This window comes from Neorickettsia findlayensis (assembly GCF_009856525.1).
In the GTDB taxonomy this organism is placed as follows: Bacteria; Pseudomonadota; Alphaproteobacteria; order Rickettsiales; family Anaplasmataceae; genus Neorickettsia; species Neorickettsia findlayensis.
Genome location: NZ_CP047224.1, coordinates 373,337 through 391,213 on the forward strand (window position 1 = coordinate 373,337; position 17,877 = coordinate 391,213).

Annotated in this window: 17 protein-coding genes and 1 other RNA gene; 10 read left to right on the top strand and 8 right to left on the bottom strand. The window is 38.8% G+C overall.

The annotated features are described in order from the left end of the window. Positions 1 to 88: 88 nt before the first annotated feature. Entirely contained in the window at positions 89 to 625 is a 537-nt protein-coding gene (locus GP480_RS01810) for an iron-sulfur cluster assembly accessory protein (protein ID WP_160095351.1), read from the bottom strand. 322 nt (positions 626 to 947) lie between these two features. On the opposite strand from GP480_RS01810, the gene GP480_RS01815 reads away from it, so the two are divergent. From GP480_RS01815 to GP480_RS01845, 7 genes are all read left to right on the top strand, one after another. After that, positions 948 to 2,105, top strand: coding sequence for a deoxyguanosinetriphosphate triphosphohydrolase (locus tag GP480_RS01815; RefSeq protein WP_160095353.1), 1,158 nt, complete (start codon positions 948 to 950; stop codon positions 2,103 to 2,105). Between the two features lie 52 nt (positions 2,106 to 2,157). Beyond that, positions 2,158 to 2,874 (top strand): DNA repair protein RecO, encoded by a 717-nt coding sequence (gene recO, locus GP480_RS01820; protein WP_160095354.1) that lies wholly within the window; start codon positions 2,158 to 2,160, stop codon positions 2,872 to 2,874. 159 nt (positions 2,875 to 3,033) lie between these two features. Beyond that, positions 3,034 to 3,349, top strand: a transfer-messenger RNA (tmRNA) gene (gene ssrA / locus GP480_RS01825). Between the two features lie 7 nt (positions 3,350 to 3,356). Next, a complete protein-coding gene (locus GP480_RS01830) occupies positions 3,357 to 3,818 on the top strand; it encodes a ClpXP protease specificity-enhancing factor SspB (RefSeq protein ID WP_160095356.1) in 462 nt (153 codons plus the stop codon). A gap of 71 nt (positions 3,819 to 3,889) precedes the next feature. Continuing rightward, complete coding sequence (locus GP480_RS01835) at positions 3,890 to 4,039, top strand: hypothetical protein (protein WP_160095358.1); 150 nt, start codon at positions 3,890 to 3,892, stop codon at positions 4,037 to 4,039. Between the two features lie 18 nt (positions 4,040 to 4,057). Then, positions 4,058 to 5,428: a dihydrolipoyl dehydrogenase gene (gene lpdA, locus GP480_RS01840; protein WP_160095360.1), complete on the top strand. Its 1,371-nt coding sequence runs from the start codon at positions 4,058 to 4,060 to the stop codon at positions 5,426 to 5,428. Between the two features lie 80 nt (positions 5,429 to 5,508). Next, positions 5,509 to 5,862 (top strand): YraN family protein, encoded by a 354-nt coding sequence (locus GP480_RS01845; RefSeq protein WP_160095362.1) that lies wholly within the window; start codon positions 5,509 to 5,511, stop codon positions 5,860 to 5,862. 178 nt (positions 5,863 to 6,040) lie between these two features. Here the strand turns inward: GP480_RS01845 and mgtE are convergent, their stop codons facing one another. The 4 genes from mgtE to mnmA form a co-directional block, all read right to left on the bottom strand. Continuing rightward, entirely contained in the window at positions 6,041 to 7,354 is a 1,314-nt protein-coding gene (gene mgtE / locus GP480_RS01850) for a magnesium transporter (protein WP_160095364.1), read from the bottom strand. 171 nt (positions 7,355 to 7,525) lie between these two features. Then, positions 7,526 to 8,635 carry a phage major capsid protein gene (locus GP480_RS01855; protein ID WP_160095366.1) on the bottom strand — a complete coding sequence of 370 codons (1,110 nt, stop codon included), beginning with the start codon at positions 8,633 to 8,635 and terminating at the stop codon, positions 7,526 to 7,528. Positions 8,636 to 8,811: 176 nt separating this feature from the next. Next, entirely contained in the window at positions 8,812 to 11,532 is a 2,721-nt protein-coding gene (locus GP480_RS01860) for a UvrD-helicase domain-containing protein (protein WP_160095368.1), read from the bottom strand. A 105-nt stretch (positions 11,533 to 11,637) separates the two neighbouring features. Beyond that, entirely contained in the window at positions 11,638 to 12,744 is a 1,107-nt protein-coding gene (mnmA, locus tag GP480_RS01865; protein ID WP_160095370.1) for a tRNA 2-thiouridine(34) synthase MnmA, read from the bottom strand. A gap of 215 nt (positions 12,745 to 12,959) precedes the next feature. Between mnmA and GP480_RS03975 the strand changes: the two genes are divergently transcribed. From GP480_RS03975 to GP480_RS01880, 3 genes are all read left to right on the top strand, one after another. After that, positions 12,960 to 13,067, top strand: a complete 108-nt coding sequence (locus GP480_RS03975; RefSeq protein ID WP_231861876.1) for a zinc-finger domain-containing protein — start codon at positions 12,960 to 12,962, stop codon at positions 13,065 to 13,067. Continuing rightward, positions 13,051 to 13,737, top strand: coding sequence for a DNA polymerase III subunit epsilon (gene dnaQ / locus GP480_RS01875; RefSeq protein WP_160095374.1), 687 nt, complete (start codon positions 13,051 to 13,053; stop codon positions 13,735 to 13,737). The genes GP480_RS03975 and dnaQ overlap by 17 nt, the downstream gene beginning before the upstream one ends. 206 nt (positions 13,738 to 13,943) lie before the next feature. Next, complete coding sequence (locus tag GP480_RS01880; RefSeq protein ID WP_160096090.1) at positions 13,944 to 15,575, top strand: aminopeptidase P family protein; 1,632 nt, start codon at positions 13,944 to 13,946, stop codon at positions 15,573 to 15,575. 69 nt (positions 15,576 to 15,644) lie between these two features. On the opposite strand, the gene GP480_RS01885 is transcribed toward GP480_RS01880, so the two are convergent. The 3 genes from GP480_RS01885 to purN form a co-directional block, all read right to left on the bottom strand. Beyond that, on the bottom strand, positions 15,645 to 16,424 hold the full coding sequence (locus GP480_RS01885; protein ID WP_160095376.1) for an alpha/beta hydrolase: 780 nt from the start codon (positions 16,422 to 16,424) through the stop codon (positions 15,645 to 15,647). A gap of 179 nt (positions 16,425 to 16,603) precedes the next feature. Continuing rightward, positions 16,604 to 17,143, bottom strand: coding sequence for a c-type cytochrome (locus tag GP480_RS01890; protein WP_185147410.1), 540 nt, complete (start codon positions 17,141 to 17,143; stop codon positions 16,604 to 16,606). A gap of 136 nt (positions 17,144 to 17,279) precedes the next feature. Then, positions 17,280 to 17,858 carry a phosphoribosylglycinamide formyltransferase gene (gene purN, locus GP480_RS01895; RefSeq protein WP_160095378.1) on the bottom strand — a complete coding sequence of 193 codons (579 nt, stop codon included), beginning with the start codon at positions 17,856 to 17,858 and terminating at the stop codon, positions 17,280 to 17,282. Between the last annotated feature and the right edge of the window lie 19 nt (positions 17,859 to 17,877).

Here is a 17,877-nt window from a genome sequence, read left to right on the forward strand (position 1 = left end):
AAGATAAACGAATTCTGCGAAGCAAGTGCCGTGCTTGCTCCACTTTTAGGTCAGTTACCTTGCAAGTCCATCGTTTAATGAAAGTCTTTTATATGCCAAAGCTATTCCCGCAGCTGCAGGTGGATTGCGAATTAGGATTTTTTATAACAAATTTTTCTCCGACGAGTTCTCTTACATAGTCAAGTTGCGCAGAGCACATCAGTTCGAGTGATGTGTTATCTATCTCTAAGATAATTCTTCCGTTCCAGGTAACATAGTATTTTCCTTCTTTACTTGTGTGAATCATCTCATCTTGAGCAGCACCTGCAGAATTTTGGTCGGAGTGTGCTTCATTTTTGTGCTGAGAACAACTCATTATGCTCTGAGCTGCTTCCATACCATGTTTGGAGATAATGTTTTGCTCATGTGTTATGGGATCGAAAGTATTTAAAGTGCCATTCTCCTCGAGAATGTTCTGACTCGGGCATAACACTCTATTGTCGCATCTCTTGACCTCAAATTTATATTCAAAACCGTTACAACCGCCGGGCTCAACGGTTATGCTCAAGCACTCTGCATTTCCTGTAATCTCTAGTATTCTTTTCAGTGCTGCATCAGTGAGTGAAATTTTTTTTTCTGCTTTCACTGGAAGGATAGATCTACATTATTTGAAAGGTCTAAGTATAACATTTTTTTTGCTTGCAAGATGAAGATTATCTTATTCAGAGTTTTAAGCCAGAATTTTTTTTAAAGTGATAGTTTCAAGTAATTCGCACATGATTTTGCATGAGTCACAATGAGAGAAATTTATCAAATATATGAAGATTCCCTTATCTGGGTAGTTAATTTAGTTGGTGTGGTTCTATGGGCAGAATGTTATCTATTGAGAAGCAATATCTTTTGCTGTAGCTATATGAAGATTCCCTTAGCTGGGTAGTTCATTTAATTAGTGTGGTTCCATAGGCAGAATGTTATCTTCATATTCGTCATTTCCAGAAAGGTCTAAGGGAAGGTTATTTTTAGAAAAAGAAGATCCTCAACGAGATTGTTATCAGAGGGACAGGGATAGGGTGATACATTCTTCAGCTTTCAGGCGCTTGATGTATAAAACCCAGGTTTTCAGCTATTGTGGTGATGACCACTATAGGACCCGTCTTACCCATAGTCTTGAGGTGTCACAAATTGCGCGCTCCATGGCTAGGCTGCTTGGGATTAATGAAGATTTAACGGAGACCATCGCACTGGCTCATGATATAGGGCATCCACCATTTGCTCATGTAGGTGAAGAGGCTCTTCAGGAAGTTGCAGCTGAGCACTACAGATTTGAACATAATGCTCAGGTTCTGAGGATCTTAGGAGAATTCGAGCATCAGTACATGGATTTTAATGGGCTCAATCTCACCTGGGAAACGATAGAAGGTTTAGCAAAGCATAATGGTCCGATACAAAAGCCACACCAAATCATAAAAGAGTATGATGAATTGCTTAATCTAGAGCTTGAGAAGCAACCTTCTTTGGAGGCCCAAATAGTATCGTTAGCTGATGATATCGCTTATAGCTCGCATGATATAGACGACGGGCTTTTATCTGGTGTGATCACTTACCAAGATTTACGACATTTGCCCATCATCGGCGAGAATATTTTAAAATTCGAAAAGGCTTTTCCTGAAGCAAGTAAGAGTCAGGTGATGTATAAGGCCCGGAGACGAATGATAAGGTTTTTGATTCATGATGTGGTTGGTGTAGCACAGGAGAATATAAAACGTTATCTGCTAAAAAGTGTAGACGACATAAGAGAGTTAGGATTCCCGGCTGCGAACTTTTCAGAGAAAGTGTGCAACGAGATGAAGGAAATTAAAGCGTTTCTCTATAACAACCTCTACTTTTACTACAGTATAAGAAAGAGCAGGGTAAAACTTAAGAGAATAGTGAAAGAATTATTTGAAGTTTTTTTTCATGATCCTCAGTGCTTGCAGAAAGATTACTACGAAAGATTTCGTGTAGCTGACTCTATGAATAAAAAAGCTCAGTTGGTATGTGATTTTATTGCAAATTTAACTGATAGCTCTGCAATGAGAGAACACAAACAATTCTTCAGTACATGTGTCCTAGAGAGGGATTACTGATTTTTTTCGCTAAATAGGTAACAATTTCTAGTTAGTAGTGCGTTATAAATCAATGCAGTGGGAGAATGAAGGTATAGTTTTATCGAATAAAAGGCTCGTTGAAAACAAAGCCATAATGACTTTATTCACCAAGGACTATGGGTTAAAACGTGGTCTATGTAGCAGGAAAACAGCAGTTGATCTAGGGAACGTAGTTTACTGTAGATGGAGCGCTCGGTTGGAAGCACAGTTGGGATACTTCAGATTGGAGGCAAAAGAGATAATTTCGCCGTTTCTGTTCACCGATTACAAAAAGCTAAAGCTCCTTAATGCAGTTTTAAGTATTTTGCTTAGGGTTCTTCCGGAAAATGAACCACAAAGGGAAATTTATAAGATATTTATCCAATTGTTGCAGGCATTTAAGTCAAACACTCTTTGTTACTATAGGAGGTATATAGAAGTGGAGTTATCGATATTACGGCATTTGGGGTTTCAATTGGATTTGTCTCGTTGTGCGGTAACTGGAGAAACAAAAAATTTATTTTATATTTCGCCAAAGACTGGCAGAGCTGTTACGAAAGCGGTCGGTGAAGCATATAAAGACAAACTACTTCTCTTGCCACCATCACTATATAAGATTGCCAACGGCTTATCGATAGAAGATGAGATATCTCAGGAAGAGTTCTCGGATTGTATCAGAGTGACAACTTTTTTTCTTCGGACATTCTTGTTTTTCTTACTACATTTGGACCTTCCATATCATAGGAAGTCTGTCTTAGAATGTGTATGAACATTTTTTTCTGGCAGTTATGCAGAGTTGTGCATAGGGATGCGTAGGAATATAAACAAGGTGCGTTTTGTGATTGTAGGTGCTTCTCATGGAGGGATGTATCTTTAGTAAGAAGGGTTATTATCAGAGGAGCTCTGGTATACGATAAGGCAAAAGGTAACAGTTGAAGTTATTGTGTTTGTTTGGTACAATATACCGCGCGTTATTTTGCGCTATGACAATAAATGGTTTTTCGTAATAAGTATCTTGGACCCGAAGGCAGAATTCGGCACCTCCACCGTTTTGCGGGGGTGTATTAGTTTCGACAGGTATTAAAAGCTAAACTTTTGTTCGGTTGAGTGATCCCGTGATTCACGACACTTTTTATAAGTGCAAACGACAATTTTGAAGCTGGTTTTGCTGAAAATGCATTAGCTGCCTAGTTTATAGGTAGTACAGCGCGGCTTGGGGCGGCCGGTCAACAGAACGCCTCAGTTTTGTTTATGAAAGAGATTAAGTATAAAGCATTGGTAAACGCCGCGATGCTCGGTGTTGTTCGCTCTGTGATGAACGATGTCTCCGCTGGAGAAGCAGCAAATTTTTTTATTACTTTTTCTACACAAAATGCCTCCTTGTCGGATGGTCTGAAGAAAAAATACCCACGTGAGATGAGTATTATTTTGCAAAATCAATTTAGGAATTTGCAAGTTTCTCATGAGAAGTTCAGCGTGGTGCTCAGTTTTTCTGGTGTTGAAGAGTGTATTGCTATACCCTTTTCGTCAATTTTGTACTTCCTTGATAGGGAGTGCAATTTTGCTTTGGAATTTCATGATTTGGCCAGCGGGGGTGGTGTAGATGAAGTTGATTCTTGTGATGCTGGTGGTACTTATGTTTCTGGGACCGGTACTAAGTGGGAGCAACAGGGGAAGATAATAGATATTACTGGTATGTTGAAGAAAAAGTAGCTTCTGCGTAGATTTGTTGATTGTCAGTGCGTAGGACTATATACAGCCTCCATCAGGCTGTCTTCCATTTTGTGAGTGAGAAGATATGGGGTTGTGCGGCTTTTTGCTTTGTTTTGTTCATCCTTTCTGTATTCAGTCAGGCCTGTGTGGCTGAAATAAAAAATGAGTTGTCTTGTGTCGGTTGGATTTGGCTTTTAGATGAGCTGGGTGGCATGATTTGAAGTTGGTTTTGACTCTCTATGTACGACGTTATAATAGTTGGTGGCGGTCCGTCTGGGTATCCTGCAGCGGTTCGGGCGAGTAAGAGTGGTCTTAAGGTTGCGCTTGTTGAGAAAAATAAATTGGGGGGAGTGTGTCTTAATTATGGGTGCATTCCAACTAAAGCGCTTTTACACGTCGCGGAGAAGTATCACTTTATAAAAACTGGAGCGGCTGAACTAGGTATAAATGTTTCTGGTGTTTCTCTTACCTTTAGCAGTGTAATCGCATATGCTCAGGAGAGAATTAAAAAACTTGCTGCTGGCATTTCCTACCTTATGAAGAAACATAAAGTAGAGATTTTTTACTCCAGTGCGAGGATTTTGCCTGGTAAAAGGGTCGAGTTAGAGGATTTAGGCAGGACTATAAATGCAAAAAACATCATTCTTGCAACCGGGAGCACTCCAAGAGAGATTGCAGGTCTAGAATGTGATCATGAGCTAATTTGGAATTATAACGATGCAATAACGGCAAGTAAGATGCCTGAATCGTTGTTAGTAGTCGGAGCTGGTGCGATAGGTGTCGAGTTTGCATGTATTTACAATGCCTTTGGTAGTAAAGTGACTGTCATAGAAATGCAGAACCAAATTCTTCCATCTGAGGACGCTGAAATCAGTAATCTTGCTGAGGTTGCGTTTAAAGAGAGTGGAATCACTATACGGAAGGGTACCACTATTCAATCCTTAAAGAAGGATAAAGATAGGGTCCTTGTAACATTAAGTGATGGGACTAACCTAGTGGTTGAAAGAATTTTAGTTGCAGGGGGTGTAGAGGCGAACTCTCAGAACCTTGGTCTTGAACAGATTCCAACAATAAGTATGAATAAGGGCTTTGTTTCTGTTGATGAGTACTGCCAAACAGGTGAGGCTGGTGTATATGCGATTGGTGATTTAAGGGGTTTCCCTTGTGTCGCCCACAAGGCAATGTACGATGCGTATGTTTGTACAGCAAAAATAGCTGGAAAAGACCCCATTCCTTTGGAAAGAAATAGCATTCCTAGTTGTATTTATTCTTTTCCTTCAATTGCAAGTATTGGGTTAACAGAAGAAGCTGCTCTAAGAATGGGTTATAACGTGAAAATAGGCCGTGCAAGAGCTGAAGGAAACGGCAAGTCAGTTGTCCTTGGTAAGGATAAAGGCCTCGTCAAAACGGTCTTTGATAGCAAAACAGGAGAACTTTTAGGAGCCCATATAATTGGTTATGAAGCGACGGAAATGGTAAATGGTTATATTATTGCAAAAGCTTCGGAAGCAACTGTTGAAAGTTTGAAGGCTGTTATTTTTCCCCACCCGACTGTTTCTGAGATGATGTACGAGGCGGTACTAGCGGCAGATAATGAGGAAGTTCATTGATAAAAGGTAATTTTCTGTTTCCTGCAGTGAGTATATCAGTTCTCTTTTCAGAAAGTGGAATTTTTTTACATATAAAGTGAATGTTAAAAAGGTCGTGCCGTAGGTCATTAAATAATTTAGTGGGCCGTTTGGCGGAGATGATAGTGGCACTGCATCTCTCGATAAAGGGATATATGCTCTTGTGTAGGCGTTATAGGAATCCGCATTGTGAACTTGATTTAGTCTGTACCAAGCATGAAGTTCTACTTTTCGCAGAGGTGAAATTTCGGAGCTCGCTTCAGGCGGTTGAAACCACGGTTGATTACGCTCGTATGGAAAGGATGTATCCAGCTTCTGAGAGTTTTTGTAGTGAGTTTGAGTTGTACTACCGCTTTGAGAGAATCTTTAAAGTCTTCCTTATCACTCCGTCAGTGTTGCAAATTATAACGCTATAAGAGCTGTGTGTAGGTGCTAGCTTTTATTAATATTACGCGATTCCGAGTTGTTGTTAGTAGAGAATTTAAAAATTTTACAATTTCTTTAAGTAGGTGAGATGATTGTTGGAAATAGAGGGTTTGTAAAAATCGCACCACTCTGTTTTTTATTGAGACAAAGAAATACTCGCATTACTAATTAGACAAGGATAATGCTCGCAGTTGAAAGTAGCACTACAAATGCCAAAATATCCGTAAAGGAGCTAGTTATGATCGAAGACGAAAGAGCGGGGTCACCACCAAATTTCTCAATTATAAACGGAATTGCAGCACCAAAAGATGTGGCAAGCGCAAATACGAGGGTGATAGAGATAAGAAAAGTTGATTCTAAAGCCAGATTGTGAAAGCGTAAGGCTATTATTATTACCATTAGTGCTGACATTACAAGACCGTTGCACAGGCCTACAATCAACTCTTTTACAAAAAGACGAAGAGCATTACCTTGACAAAATCTCTTTGTAATTAGCGCTCTAACTGCGACCGTAGATGCTTGTATGCCTGCGTTGCCACCCATTGCGGCAATTATTGGCATAAGAATTGCGAGCTCCACGTGTTGTTGTAATGTTAGCTGGAAAAAGCCAATTATGTAAGAAGAAAAGTTAATACTTAAGAAAGTAACTAAGAGCCACTTAATTCTACGCATTACTGTGTTTGTAACATCCGAATTGATGTCTGATTCTGAGACCTTACCAGCATGTAATATATCTTCTTCTGCCTCTTCAGAGATTACGTCAACTACATCATCTATTGAGATTACACCGACAATTCTTTGATTTTTATCGACCACAGCGATTGAACGTAAGGAATAATCCCTAAAAAGGCGAGCTACTTCTTCTTGATCTTGACCTGTCTCTACAGTTTTTATATTGGTCTGCATCAGTATTCTTACCGAGGATCTGCTCTTTGCACATAAGATATCATTAAGAGAGATACTCCCTATTGGGTGGTTTTCCTCGTCTACAACAAAGATTTCGCTTATATATTTTGGCAGCTGTTTTTGAATACGAATAAACTGTAAAACTTGTTCTATGATCCAGTCTTTTGGGATAACGATGAAGTCCTTATGGATCAATCTTCCTGCACTTTCTTCAGGATAGGCGAGAATTTCTTTGATCACTTTTCCCAGTTTTGATGGGAAAAATCCAACGATTTTTTTTACTAAATCCTGCTCAATTTCCTCAAGTATATCAACTATTTCATCTACCGGAAGAGAGGTAATAATTTGTGCGAATCCTCGGACGCCAACTGTTTCGACTATTCTTCTCAATAACTCAGTTGGGATCTCCGCCAAAATATAAGTGTGATGAACTAAGTGCTTGTGCATGAAGTGTTCCTGAATCTCACTCCTTGCATTTATAAATGCATCTATGAGTTCTTTTTGATTCTGCACCCTATCTTGCTCAGATATTTCCTCAGTAAGCTTCTTTAGGATAAGAGGGATAGTATCAGTCATCTGCTTAACATTTACATCAGAATTCTCTAAAAAAGCTTATCTATTAACGAAGCTTAGAGCGCCCACACCTAGAGGAAAGTGTACACCAATACTATACTTGGTGTACACATCGAGTTTTGGTCCAATAAGATTCAGTTTCCGGTAAGATAGGTAGGATAGTCAAGTATTTAGTTAGGATTTCATTTCCAATAAAACGAAAGCCTTTGGGTTGATTACTTTTGCGCCAACCCTCTTAGTGATATAAAATGAAACATAGGGTTTTGCGGAATATGGATCTCTTAAAACACGCATTTCGCTTCTATCGACAATCTGATATCCGCGTTTAAAATCTCCAAAAATGATTGGATATTTCTTTGTCGAGCTCTGAGATTTATCAGATGTAGCTATTATGGGCATTTCTGAACATTCAATAACAGGTATTCCCATCAACGTGTCGGGTTGACCTATTGAAATTCCTGGTTGGAACATATAATTTCCCGTCTGTTCGTACTTTAGACCTCTTATTAACTGGATACTTGCACTGTGCATGAGAAATGTTCCATTGACGGAAAACTCTCTTTGTAGGGAATAATACAGATTCAGAATGTCTTCAGGGGTTATTCTGTTTTTTTCCTGGCTCGTGATCTTACAAATCTGGGTTCTATTAGAATCCGTATTATGTTGAAGTATTCCATGTGGTTTACCTTCTCCATTACCGGTAATGAAAGTTTCGTTTTCGAGTTGTGTAAATGCCAAAGCAGCCTGTTCAATTAACCACCTTTCTACATCTATAGACGGGTCATCAAGGACTTTTTGAGTAGTTCTTGGTTGTGTATAGAGTTCATAGGTATTTATCTCTGTTGTGATTACATGTTCTTTTGCATCACTGTTACTTATCTCATCCTCAGAAACCCATTGTGCCTCTAATGCATCGCCATTGCTGATATAGGTTATGCAGTCTGTTGAGATCGTATTAACAGATGCTATTTGCCTCATTGGAGAGAGCTTCTTCATTTCTTCATGGAGCAAATTAATCAAAGTATCTGTAAGTGGAAAGCCATTACTCTTTATCTCAATGGAGCTCGTCAATCCTTTTTTGAGATAACTATTGAGTTGCTTCTTATACAGGCAGTCTTCAGCTATTTTGCTTGAAGTAAAAGGTCGTTTTATAGCCAAGTCATAACCATCTTCTAGATTTTTCAACCTTTTTTCATAGTTCTCCAATCTCTCGCTTTCTTTTTCTTTAAAAGATTTTATTTCTGTTTCTAGGCTTAGAAGTAAATTATCTACTGTTGTATCCATTGAGTTATTTATGAATTAAAAATTCAGTTTATTTCGTTTAGCCACTTATGAGGAAGCAGAACATTATTACTACATAGGAATTGGATTCTCACAGTCAAAAGCAGGCTTATAAGTTAGAGAACTGATTGCAGCATTGGTGCTGTTTAAGAAGTCCTTCGGAAGATTTTTATGCCTATTTAAAGCCAAATTATTTCAGTGATTATATTTTTTTCTGGATAGATTGCTTGCATAGCTTCCTTATATAGACGCATTTGTTTTTCTATGCTGGAACTAACCCGCTTATCTTCTCCAGTTTTATAATCCCTAATTATTATTGTGTCTTTTCCGAACTCCACGTTATCCATTCTGAGTAGCTTGCCATCGAAATAGACCTCCACTTCGTTTTTGCCGCCCACTTTGCGATTTTTTTTAAGAAAAAGCAAAACCGTTCTTTTGATTTCATTTTTTTGCTCGTTTGATAATTCTGGGGAGTGTTCTTCGAGGAACAAATCTATCCATTTTTCAGTTTTTTCAATTTTCGAAATGTATTCGAGAATCTTGTGTATTAATTCACCGCGAATAATCTGAAACGTCCTCTCAGAGATTTTTGTCGCATAATCTTCTAGTATCATTTCCCCCAGTTTTTCCTTTTCTTCGTAATAAACTTCATTTGAGTTTTCTGAATTGGGTTGCTTATTTTTTCGTGCTTTTATGCTTCTCTCTGTGTCATTTTTTGTTCCTCTACTCAGCCTGTCATCTTTGTAGAATTTATTTACCCTTTCCTTTATCTCCATTCGATACGAGAGATCATCTGTATAGTAATATGATCCATCTTGATCTTGGGAGCCTATTTTTGCGATTCCATTACTGCATGCTTCATACCAGGAATTTTTTTTACTCTGTTTGCCGATACCCATGATATACAATTCATCCTCTGCACGTGTTAAGGCAACGTATAGCAGTCTCAGATGTTCATATCGAATCGATTCCTTCTTCACATTTCTAATTTCTTGCACGACCCTAACATGGTTTTCTGATGAGAGAAGTGGTATTCCATCTTCGGTAAAGAAGAAAATATCACGATTTTGTGGGACGTAATTACTATCCACTATAAACACGATGGGTGATTGTGTACCTTTGCTTCCATGAACGGTTGAGATAGTAACACCGTTTTCGTTGTTGCTTTTGATTTTTAGACTCGCGTCTTCCACAGAAAAAATATAAATAAAATTATGGATACGTTCGTGTTCGAGCGTGTTGTCTAAAAAGACGTCAATATAATACGGGGTTTCGCTTCCATAGTATTTGGCTAATGTAGTTATAGTCCTCGCATCAAGGATTTGTGAATATATCTCAAAAGTCGTGCCGTATAGTTTAAGCCATTTCTTGAGCACTTTTCCTGCATTTGTATCACAAATCTGTTCGAACATCCGTTCCTTTTTTTTCTCAGTTCTGAGTTTTAATAGAGCATTGTCACTCCAGGCAAAGATAGGAGATTTTAAAAGTGCAATCAGAGCTTCATCATCGTGTTTATAGATCAGAAACTTCCCCAGATTTATGAAAAGCTCAAACAGAGGGTTGTTCTTTACTGCTAATTTACCAGTAAAGTTGACTGGGATGTTAGCGGCGTTAAGTTGTGTGTAAATGTGATCCACTAAATTTGTTCTGTGCGCAACGAGGATCAGTATGTCACTTCCTTTTACGGGTCTGCCCTTTGCTTTAAGTATTCTGCCAGTTTGAAGCCAATTTTGTACAGTTTTCCTGATAGAAATTGCCAGCCGAAGTTCTGCATCAACTTCTTCTCCTTGTAGTAATGGTATCACTTCTATATAGCCTGGCGCTTCAGCCCTATTCGTAGTATGGCTAATTCTCTCATAGGATGTTGCGCAGAGGTGGACATTTTCAAAGACACTATCAACGAATTGTAGAATAGCTGCAGATGATCTATAGGACTTTGATGTCGTAATTTGGATAAGCTTATTTTGTGGATCTCTTTGTTTCAGTATGTCGTAAAACGCAAGATATATATCGGGACTCGCGCCCTGAAAGCCATAAATGGACTGTTTGTAGTCACCAACTACGAAAATGCTCTTGTTATTTGTTTCGTCTATAAGAAAATCCCTACAGAGATGAGAGATGATATACCACTGTTTTAGGTTGTTATCTTGTGCTTCATCGAGCAGGATGTGATTTATTTTTGTGGCAACTTCATAAGTATTCCATATTTCTATGTTTATTGCAGTTTCTATGATTCCGTTATGGGAAATATAATACCTTGGAATGTTTTGATTACTTTCCAAAAATTCAGCGAATGCCGATAATACATCTATGCTCTCCGTTGCTAATTGTTCAAGTGGATCATTCTTAAGTTTCTTGATAATTTGTCTGTAATCTAGGTGAAAGTTACTTAGCAATGATGCTAGCATTTCATACAATTTTCTCTCGGTTGTGTTTTCTGCAGTTTTTATGGAAAGTTGACATCTTTCCCAAATAAATTGTGCTAGCAGTCTGCAGAATGTGTGTTGGTTCTCCTCGTATATTTTTTTCGAAAGATGTTGTGGGTCACACATTTTGATTGATTGCCAGCAGAACGAGTGTAGTGTCTGTATTTGGATAAGTGTGTCAGCTGTGTATACTAGTTTCCGGACATAATCCCGATCTTTTACTGTTCTGTTAATCGTGGAAAGCAAATACTTGTCCATCTCTGCATCATTCATTACAGAGAGCTTTCCTAGTATGGCGAAAATGCGGTTGTGCATTTCCGCTGTTGCTACTTTTGTAAAGGTTATGCACAGTATATTCTTCTCTTTGTTAACCAATAATGATACAGCTCTCTTTACAAGCAACGCGGTTTTGCCACAACCGGCAGATGAGTTGATCCAGATTGAGAAGTGAGGATCAGTAACTTTTTCTATCATTTGTGATAGCTATGCAACCAATACGTTCAGATAATCGTGACAGGGCCTGGGGGAACATATCATAGCTAACAAACGATATAAAAAGAATCTTGATGCGAGATGCGATCATACAATCCAACCACCACCTAATACTTTACTTCCATGATACATAACGCAAGCCTGTCCAGGTGCTATAGCACATTGGGGTTCCTCAGCTAAGGCGACTTTTACTAGGTCACCACTTGGATAGAGACACCCTTTAACTGTATCGGTCCCAGAACGCAACTTCACCTCACATTCTAGTCCAGTTGTTAATTCCTTTGCATCAAGCCAATTTACTTCTTTCACGTAAAGTGAGCGTTGTTGCAGTTTATCACGTGTACCAACGATTATGATATTATTCCGAGCATCAATTTTTACGACGTATAGTGGCGTAGGAGAAGATAACTGCAAGCCGTGTCTTTGTCCAATGGTGTAATGAATTGTTCCATTATGTGTGCCAAGAACTTCTCCATTAGTTGAGAGTATTTTTCCTGGTTTCTGTGCATCTGGCCTGAATTTTTTTATCACATCCGCATAAGACTTTCCATTTACAAAACAAATGTCCTGACTTTCCGGTTTTTCGGAAATATCCACACTTAGTTTTCTGGCTAAGTCTCTTGTTTCGCTTTTTTTAAGATTTCCTAAAGGGAAACGGAGAAATTCCAATTGTTCACGTGTAGTGTTGAAAAGAAAATAGCTTTGATCTTTTATGGGATCAGCTCCTCTATGCAGTTCTAGACCATTTTCTGTTGATACTCGCCTTACATAGTGACCTGTTACAAGTGCATCGACAGAGAGATTTTTAGCAATTTTCATTAGGTCCCTAAACTTGACTGTCTGATTGCACTTTATGCATGGTATAGGAGTCTCTCCTCTAAGATATGAATATGCGAAGTCTTCTATTACTTCTTTTCTGAAAGTTTCCTCCATATTGACCACATAGTGTAAAAAGCCGAATTGTGCTGCCACCCGTTTTGCATCAAATATGTCCGAACCTGCGCAGCAAGTTTTTTTATTTGTTTGCGTGGAAGTAAAATTACTATGAAGTTGTAGTGTCACTCCTATGACCTTGTAGCCAGCTCTGTGCAGATAAGCTGCAACGGTTGAGCTATCCACACCACCCGACATAGCAACCATTACTTTTACGTCATTAGATGCCCTTCCTGGGATGATTTCTGCGAGGTCTTGCATTAAATTTTACAAATACTTAACAGGTCATTATAACAGGATCAGGATCTTGCTTAACAGCTGATTGATATGTTCTTGTTTTACAATTGAAATTCGTTCTTTATTGTATGTGCTGTAGCAATGATGAAATCATTTGTTATAAAAGAGAATTGAATATGGAGAAAATTATTCACTATACATCGAGCACTAGAGTTGCATGCCACGCAGAAGAGGATTCAATGCATCCACTTGTTTATCTAGATCTGCAAAGGGATGGACGCGTTACTTGCCCTTACTGTGGTGCTATATTCGTTCACAGAGGTACAGCTGATGACACAGAAACGTAAGATTATTCTAGATACTGAGACCACAGGTCTTGATATGAAGAATGGGGATCGTGTAATTGAAATTGGCTGTGTTGAGATGGTGGATTTTCGTCTTACGGGTGAAATCTTTCATATTTATCTGAATCCTGAGCGTGAGATTTCAAAAGAGGCAACTCGTGTACACGGTATCACTTTGGAACAACTTGCTGATAGTCCAAGGTTTATTGATATAGCAGACGATTTTCTGAAATTTATAGATTCATCAGATATAGTTGCTCACAATGCAAGTTTTGATATACGTTTTCTCAATTCTGAGTTAATGCGTGCAAGGCAAAGAAGATTGATCAAACCGGAAAATGTTATAGATACGCTTGCTATGGCAAGAAAGATATTTCCCGGTTCTCCGGCTTCGTTAGATGCATTATGCAAGAGATTTAAAATTTCACTAGAGCAACGTGAATTTCATGGAGCCTTGCTGGATGCACAGCTTTTAGCGCGTGTTTACATAGAATTGAGTAAGGGTAGTCAGGTTAGTATGAGCTTTTTAGAAGGATCTGGTACAGGTTCTGAGAAAAAAACGCTCAAAGAACGTGAGAAGCTCATCATTACCCTTGAAGAGTCGCTTGCACATGGTGAACTTATCAAGCGTCTTAAAAATCCTCTTTGGGACGAGATTTTGCTAGAAGAGTAAGACTCCTCTATAAAAGGGGCCTGCTGTAAGGAAGATTTCTTGACCATATATGCTACTTGTTTATCGGTACGGACCTTATCTGTTATTATCTTTTGGAAAATGGTCTAGAGTTATTTTTTTAACAAGACGGTATTAGTTTCTATGACGTGCATATCCAGGACTGGATGTTAATGCTAAAACACTTAGTTTAATTTTCTGTGATTAGTGTGATAACGCCCGAGGAAAAACTATCTGCTCTAAGGAGAATAATGAAAGATAACAGGATAGAAGCTCTTCTTATAACTGTTACTGATGAATTTTTACTTGAATCTCCTCTTCCTTGTAATAACCGCCTTAAATGGCTTACTGGATTCTGTGGATCATTTGCCCTAGCTCTTGTTACATCCGATAAGGCATATTTTTTTACTGATTCCAGGTATTTGATTCAGGTTAAGCTTGAAGTTTCTGAAATATATACGTGCCTACAATTTAGTTTAGGTGAAATTGAGCGCGTGATAAATAAAAATCGTATTCACAGAATTTATTACGATTCACGATCACTTAACCGTATTATGTTGAGGTTCTTCCCGAGTCAGATGGAGCCTTTGGATTGGAATCCAATTGATTTTCTCTGGGATAGAAAGACAGCGACTGTTGGAAAGGTTATGGCTCACCCGCTTTGTTATGCAGGGTTGTCTAGTCAAGAAAAGTGTAAACAAATTATTGAGGTAATAGGTGGCAATGACTATTTTTTTTCTAATTCAGAATCTGTGTGCTGGTTAGCAAATATACGTGGTTCGGATCTTGAATATACACCTGTAGTTTGTTGTAGAGCTATTCTTTATTCGAATGGGTTGCTTAGAATCTTTCTACGGGGCCCGGTAGACGATCTACCTTCGTTAGAAAGCCATATAGAAGTTTTCCGCTTAGAAGAATTAAAGTTTTACTTGACCCAGTTAAAATCGGTAGCTCTAGATGTGCAGAACGTAAACATTTACTATTTAAACTTAATGAGCGGTGTGCAAATTACTAATTTGCAGGATCCATCGATCATTATGAGAGCTTGTAAAAACGGCACGGAACTTGAAGGTAGTATAGCAGCTCATAAAAGAGATGGTTTGGCTCTAACAAACTTCTTAAACTGGCTAAAAGTAAACGACTCCTCAGATGAATTAACATCAGCAGAGGTATTGCTAAGTTTTAGAAAAGAGCAAGATCTGTTCTTTTCGCTCAGTTTTCCTACGATTTCTGCATTTGGTCCACACGGCGCAATAGTGCACTATACTCCTTCCAAAAAGAGCAATCTGCGGTTTGCGCCAGGCAACCTGTATTTAGTCGACTCCGGTGCTCAATACCTTGATGGTACCACGGACGTAACACGTACTATTGCAATAGGTGAGCCCACTGAAGAACAAAAGTTTCATTATACTCTTGTGCTAAAGGCGCATATTGGGCTTGCTAAATCTGTATTTCCAGCTGGAACTACTGGCAGACAGTTGGATGCACTGGCTAGATCTCACTTGTGGAGTTACAAGCTTGATTACGCTCATGGTACCGGTCATGGTGTTGGAAGCTTCCTAAATGTTCATGAAGGGCCTCATTCATTTGGAAGTGATGTTCCGCTAAAAGCAGGTATGATTATCTCAAATGAACCTGGTCTCTATTTCGAGGGGAAATATGGCATAAGGCTAGAGAATCTTATGTATGTAAAGAACGCTGGAGATGGGTTTTTAAGTTTCACTCCCCTTACCCTTGTTAATTTTGATGAGAAGCTAATACTGCTTGACATGCTCTCCGATTGTGAATCACAATGGCTGGAAGATTATTCAAATCTAGTGAGAAAGACGCATAACTCTTAGTTCTTTTTTCCGAAAAGGTCTCAGTACATCAGAAAAGAACAAGTTAGGCCCATGATGATGCGCGGCTTCCTATTTTTTGCTAATGGTACTTTTTTGAGGATGAAAAGAATTAGGCTTACGCATCTGAATTATCGCCTCCTCTAAAACAGCTAGGCTAACAGGGTCATTCATCCTATGGTCAGCACCACGAAGCAAGCGCACCTCCCCGTATGGAGCATCTAAGTGCTCAAGTAGCCTAATAGATTTCTGATATGAAACAATGTCATCAGCAAGACCGTGTAAAAGAATAACAGGACAAAAAATAGTTAATTCCTTGTCTAATATGAGATTTTTTTTACCATCCTCTAAAAATGCCCTTGTGACTAGGAGTTCCCTGCCAGTATCAAACGAAAAAATAAAATAACCTTGTTCTATGAGCTTCTGACGCGTTTCAGGGGTGAATTGCCTATCGAGATCTTCAGTAAAATCAGGTGCAGCAGCAACCCCAATTAGACCCTTGACTCTTTCAGGCAAGGACTTAGCCAATGCAAACATCATCCAACCACTCATGCTCGAGCCGATTAGAATCTGCTTACCAATGGTCACATTTTTTAGCACCTCAAGTGCGTTTTGAGTCCAGATACTTATGCTGCCATCTTGGAAGTCTCCATCTGATAGCCCGTGGCCAAAGTAATCAAATCTAGTAAAAGTAATTCCATTTTCTTTGCAAAAAAGTCTTAGATGTTCGGACTTAGTGCTTGTCATATCTGATGCACGACCGCACATGAAAAGAATTCCATCCTCAGAACGCCCTGCAAAGGTTTGGTAGGCTATTTTTCCAGTTGGTGTAGACAAATACTGTGTAGACATGAAATATCCGATCTGCAAGAATCGCGTAATTTTAACTTGTCTTTTGCAGAATGAAAACAACAGAATAGAAGAACTGCGACACTATCAACTTCTTGTTTCGAGTTCATGCATAGGAAATGCAAAAGGGCCCGAAAACACACTACTCAACCTTCAATAGCATAAAAATTCGGAAAGGACGTTTACTCTGGCAGCGGAACGGGCGAATCAGAGAGACTACGCAGGTACATTATTAAACTTGCTATATCCTGAGGGTTGGAAAGTCCTGCAAAAGACATTTTAGTCCCCTTGATGTACGAAGATGGTTTGTATAGTAGATATATCATTGAGCTATAATCCCAGGTACCACCTTTTTCTAGTAAAGCTTTAGAGTACTTAAATGCATCTCCCAAGTGAGCTTTATTTTTTCCCAAAATATCCCAAAGATTAGGACCAACTTTATTGTGCCCACCTTTTTCGAAGGTGTGACAGGCGACGCACTTTTTAGATAATTTTTTACCTTCTTCTAGATTCGCATCTTTGAAGAAGGTAGCCATATCAACGGTTGCTGGGTCAAATTTGTTTTTTTGTGGGTCTAGAGTTTCGGCATTCGCAACCACATATTGGTAATGCGCAACTTCTTTGGGGTGGTAGAGAACGTCCACTATGTTACTTACGGATAGAATTGTTATTCCAAATAGCAGTACAGATGCAAAAAGCTTATTAAATTCCAGATCTTTCATAAGGAAAAGTAATGACAACAGGCGTATCGCATGCGGAAATGATACACGAATTAACCACCTTTCTTCAATGGGTACAAAAACCAGGTTTTGTATTCTTTATGCAGACAATTTGTAGTTTTATTTCTTCATTTGCATTTCATTCTTGTAAAAAAATGAAGTCTGCCCGTATATTGTCAGTCAGCACCTTTTCAAGAGCAATCGGAAAGCATTTGTGCTCAGCTTTTAGTATTCTCTTGCTTAGTGAGTCGACGGTGTCATTTTTAAACACCGGAACAGCACCTTGGATAATTATCTTTCCTGCGTCAACCTCGGGTGTAACATAGTGTACGGTGCATCCAGTGATCTTTACTCCCGCTGCCAGTGCTTTTGCTTGGGCATTTAATCCTTTGAATGATGGTAGTAGAGAAGGGTGAATATTGATGATGTTACACCCAACGCTTGATATGAAATCCTTACTCAATATTTTCATGAACCCAGCAAGACATATAAGATCCACCTTTGTATATGACAATACAGTGAGTATCTCTTCTTCTGAGGTGCAAATTCGAGTTTCTATACCATAAGCATTGGCTATGCTTACGCCACCGGCATTTGACTTATTTGAAATTACAAGATCAACAGAGAAAATTTCCTTTCCTTCATTTTTCGAGAAATCCAGCAGGGATTTCATATTTGAACCCCTGCCTGAAATAAAAATGGCAACCTTCTTTTTCATTCAACCCTAAAAACACAGA

Coding starts and splice junctions, on each gene's coding strand:
- GP480_RS01815 (WP_160095353.1), top strand. CDS start 948: ATGTTATCTTCATATTCGTCATTTCCAGAAAGGTCTAAGGGAAGGTTA.
- recO (WP_160095354.1), top strand. CDS start 2,158: ATGCAGTGGGAGAATGAAGGTATAGTTTTATCGAATAAAAGGCTCGTT.
- GP480_RS01830 (WP_160095356.1), top strand. CDS start 3,357: ATGAAAGAGATTAAGTATAAAGCATTGGTAAACGCCGCGATGCTCGGT.
- lpdA (WP_160095360.1), top strand. CDS start 4,058: ATGTACGACGTTATAATAGTTGGTGGCGGTCCGTCTGGGTATCCTGCA.
- GP480_RS01845 (WP_160095362.1), top strand. CDS start 5,509: ATGTTAAAAAGGTCGTGCCGTAGGTCATTAAATAATTTAGTGGGCCGT.
- mgtE (WP_160095364.1), bottom strand. CDS start 7,354: ATGACTGATACTATCCCTCTTATCCTAAAGAAGCTTACTGAGGAAATA.
- GP480_RS01855 (WP_160095366.1), bottom strand. CDS start 8,635: ATGGATACAACAGTAGATAATTTACTTCTAAGCCTAGAAACAGAAATA.
- GP480_RS01860 (WP_160095368.1), bottom strand. CDS start 11,532: ATGATAGAAAAAGTTACTGATCCTCACTTCTCAATCTGGATCAACTCA.
- mnmA (WP_160095370.1), bottom strand. CDS start 12,744: ATGCAAGACCTCGCAGAAATCATCCCAGGAAGGGCATCTAATGACGTA.
- GP480_RS03975 (WP_231861876.1), top strand. CDS start 12,960: ATGCATCCACTTGTTTATCTAGATCTGCAAAGGGATGGACGCGTTACT.
- dnaQ (WP_160095374.1), top strand. CDS start 13,051: ATGACACAGAAACGTAAGATTATTCTAGATACTGAGACCACAGGTCTT.
- GP480_RS01885 (WP_160095376.1), bottom strand. CDS start 16,424: ATGTCTACACAGTATTTGTCTACACCAACTGGAAAAATAGCCTACCAA.
- GP480_RS01890 (WP_185147410.1), bottom strand. CDS start 17,143: ATGAAAGATCTGGAATTTAATAAGCTTTTTGCATCTGTACTGCTATTT.
- purN (WP_160095378.1), bottom strand. CDS start 17,858: ATGAAAAAGAAGGTTGCCATTTTTATTTCAGGCAGGGGTTCAAATATG.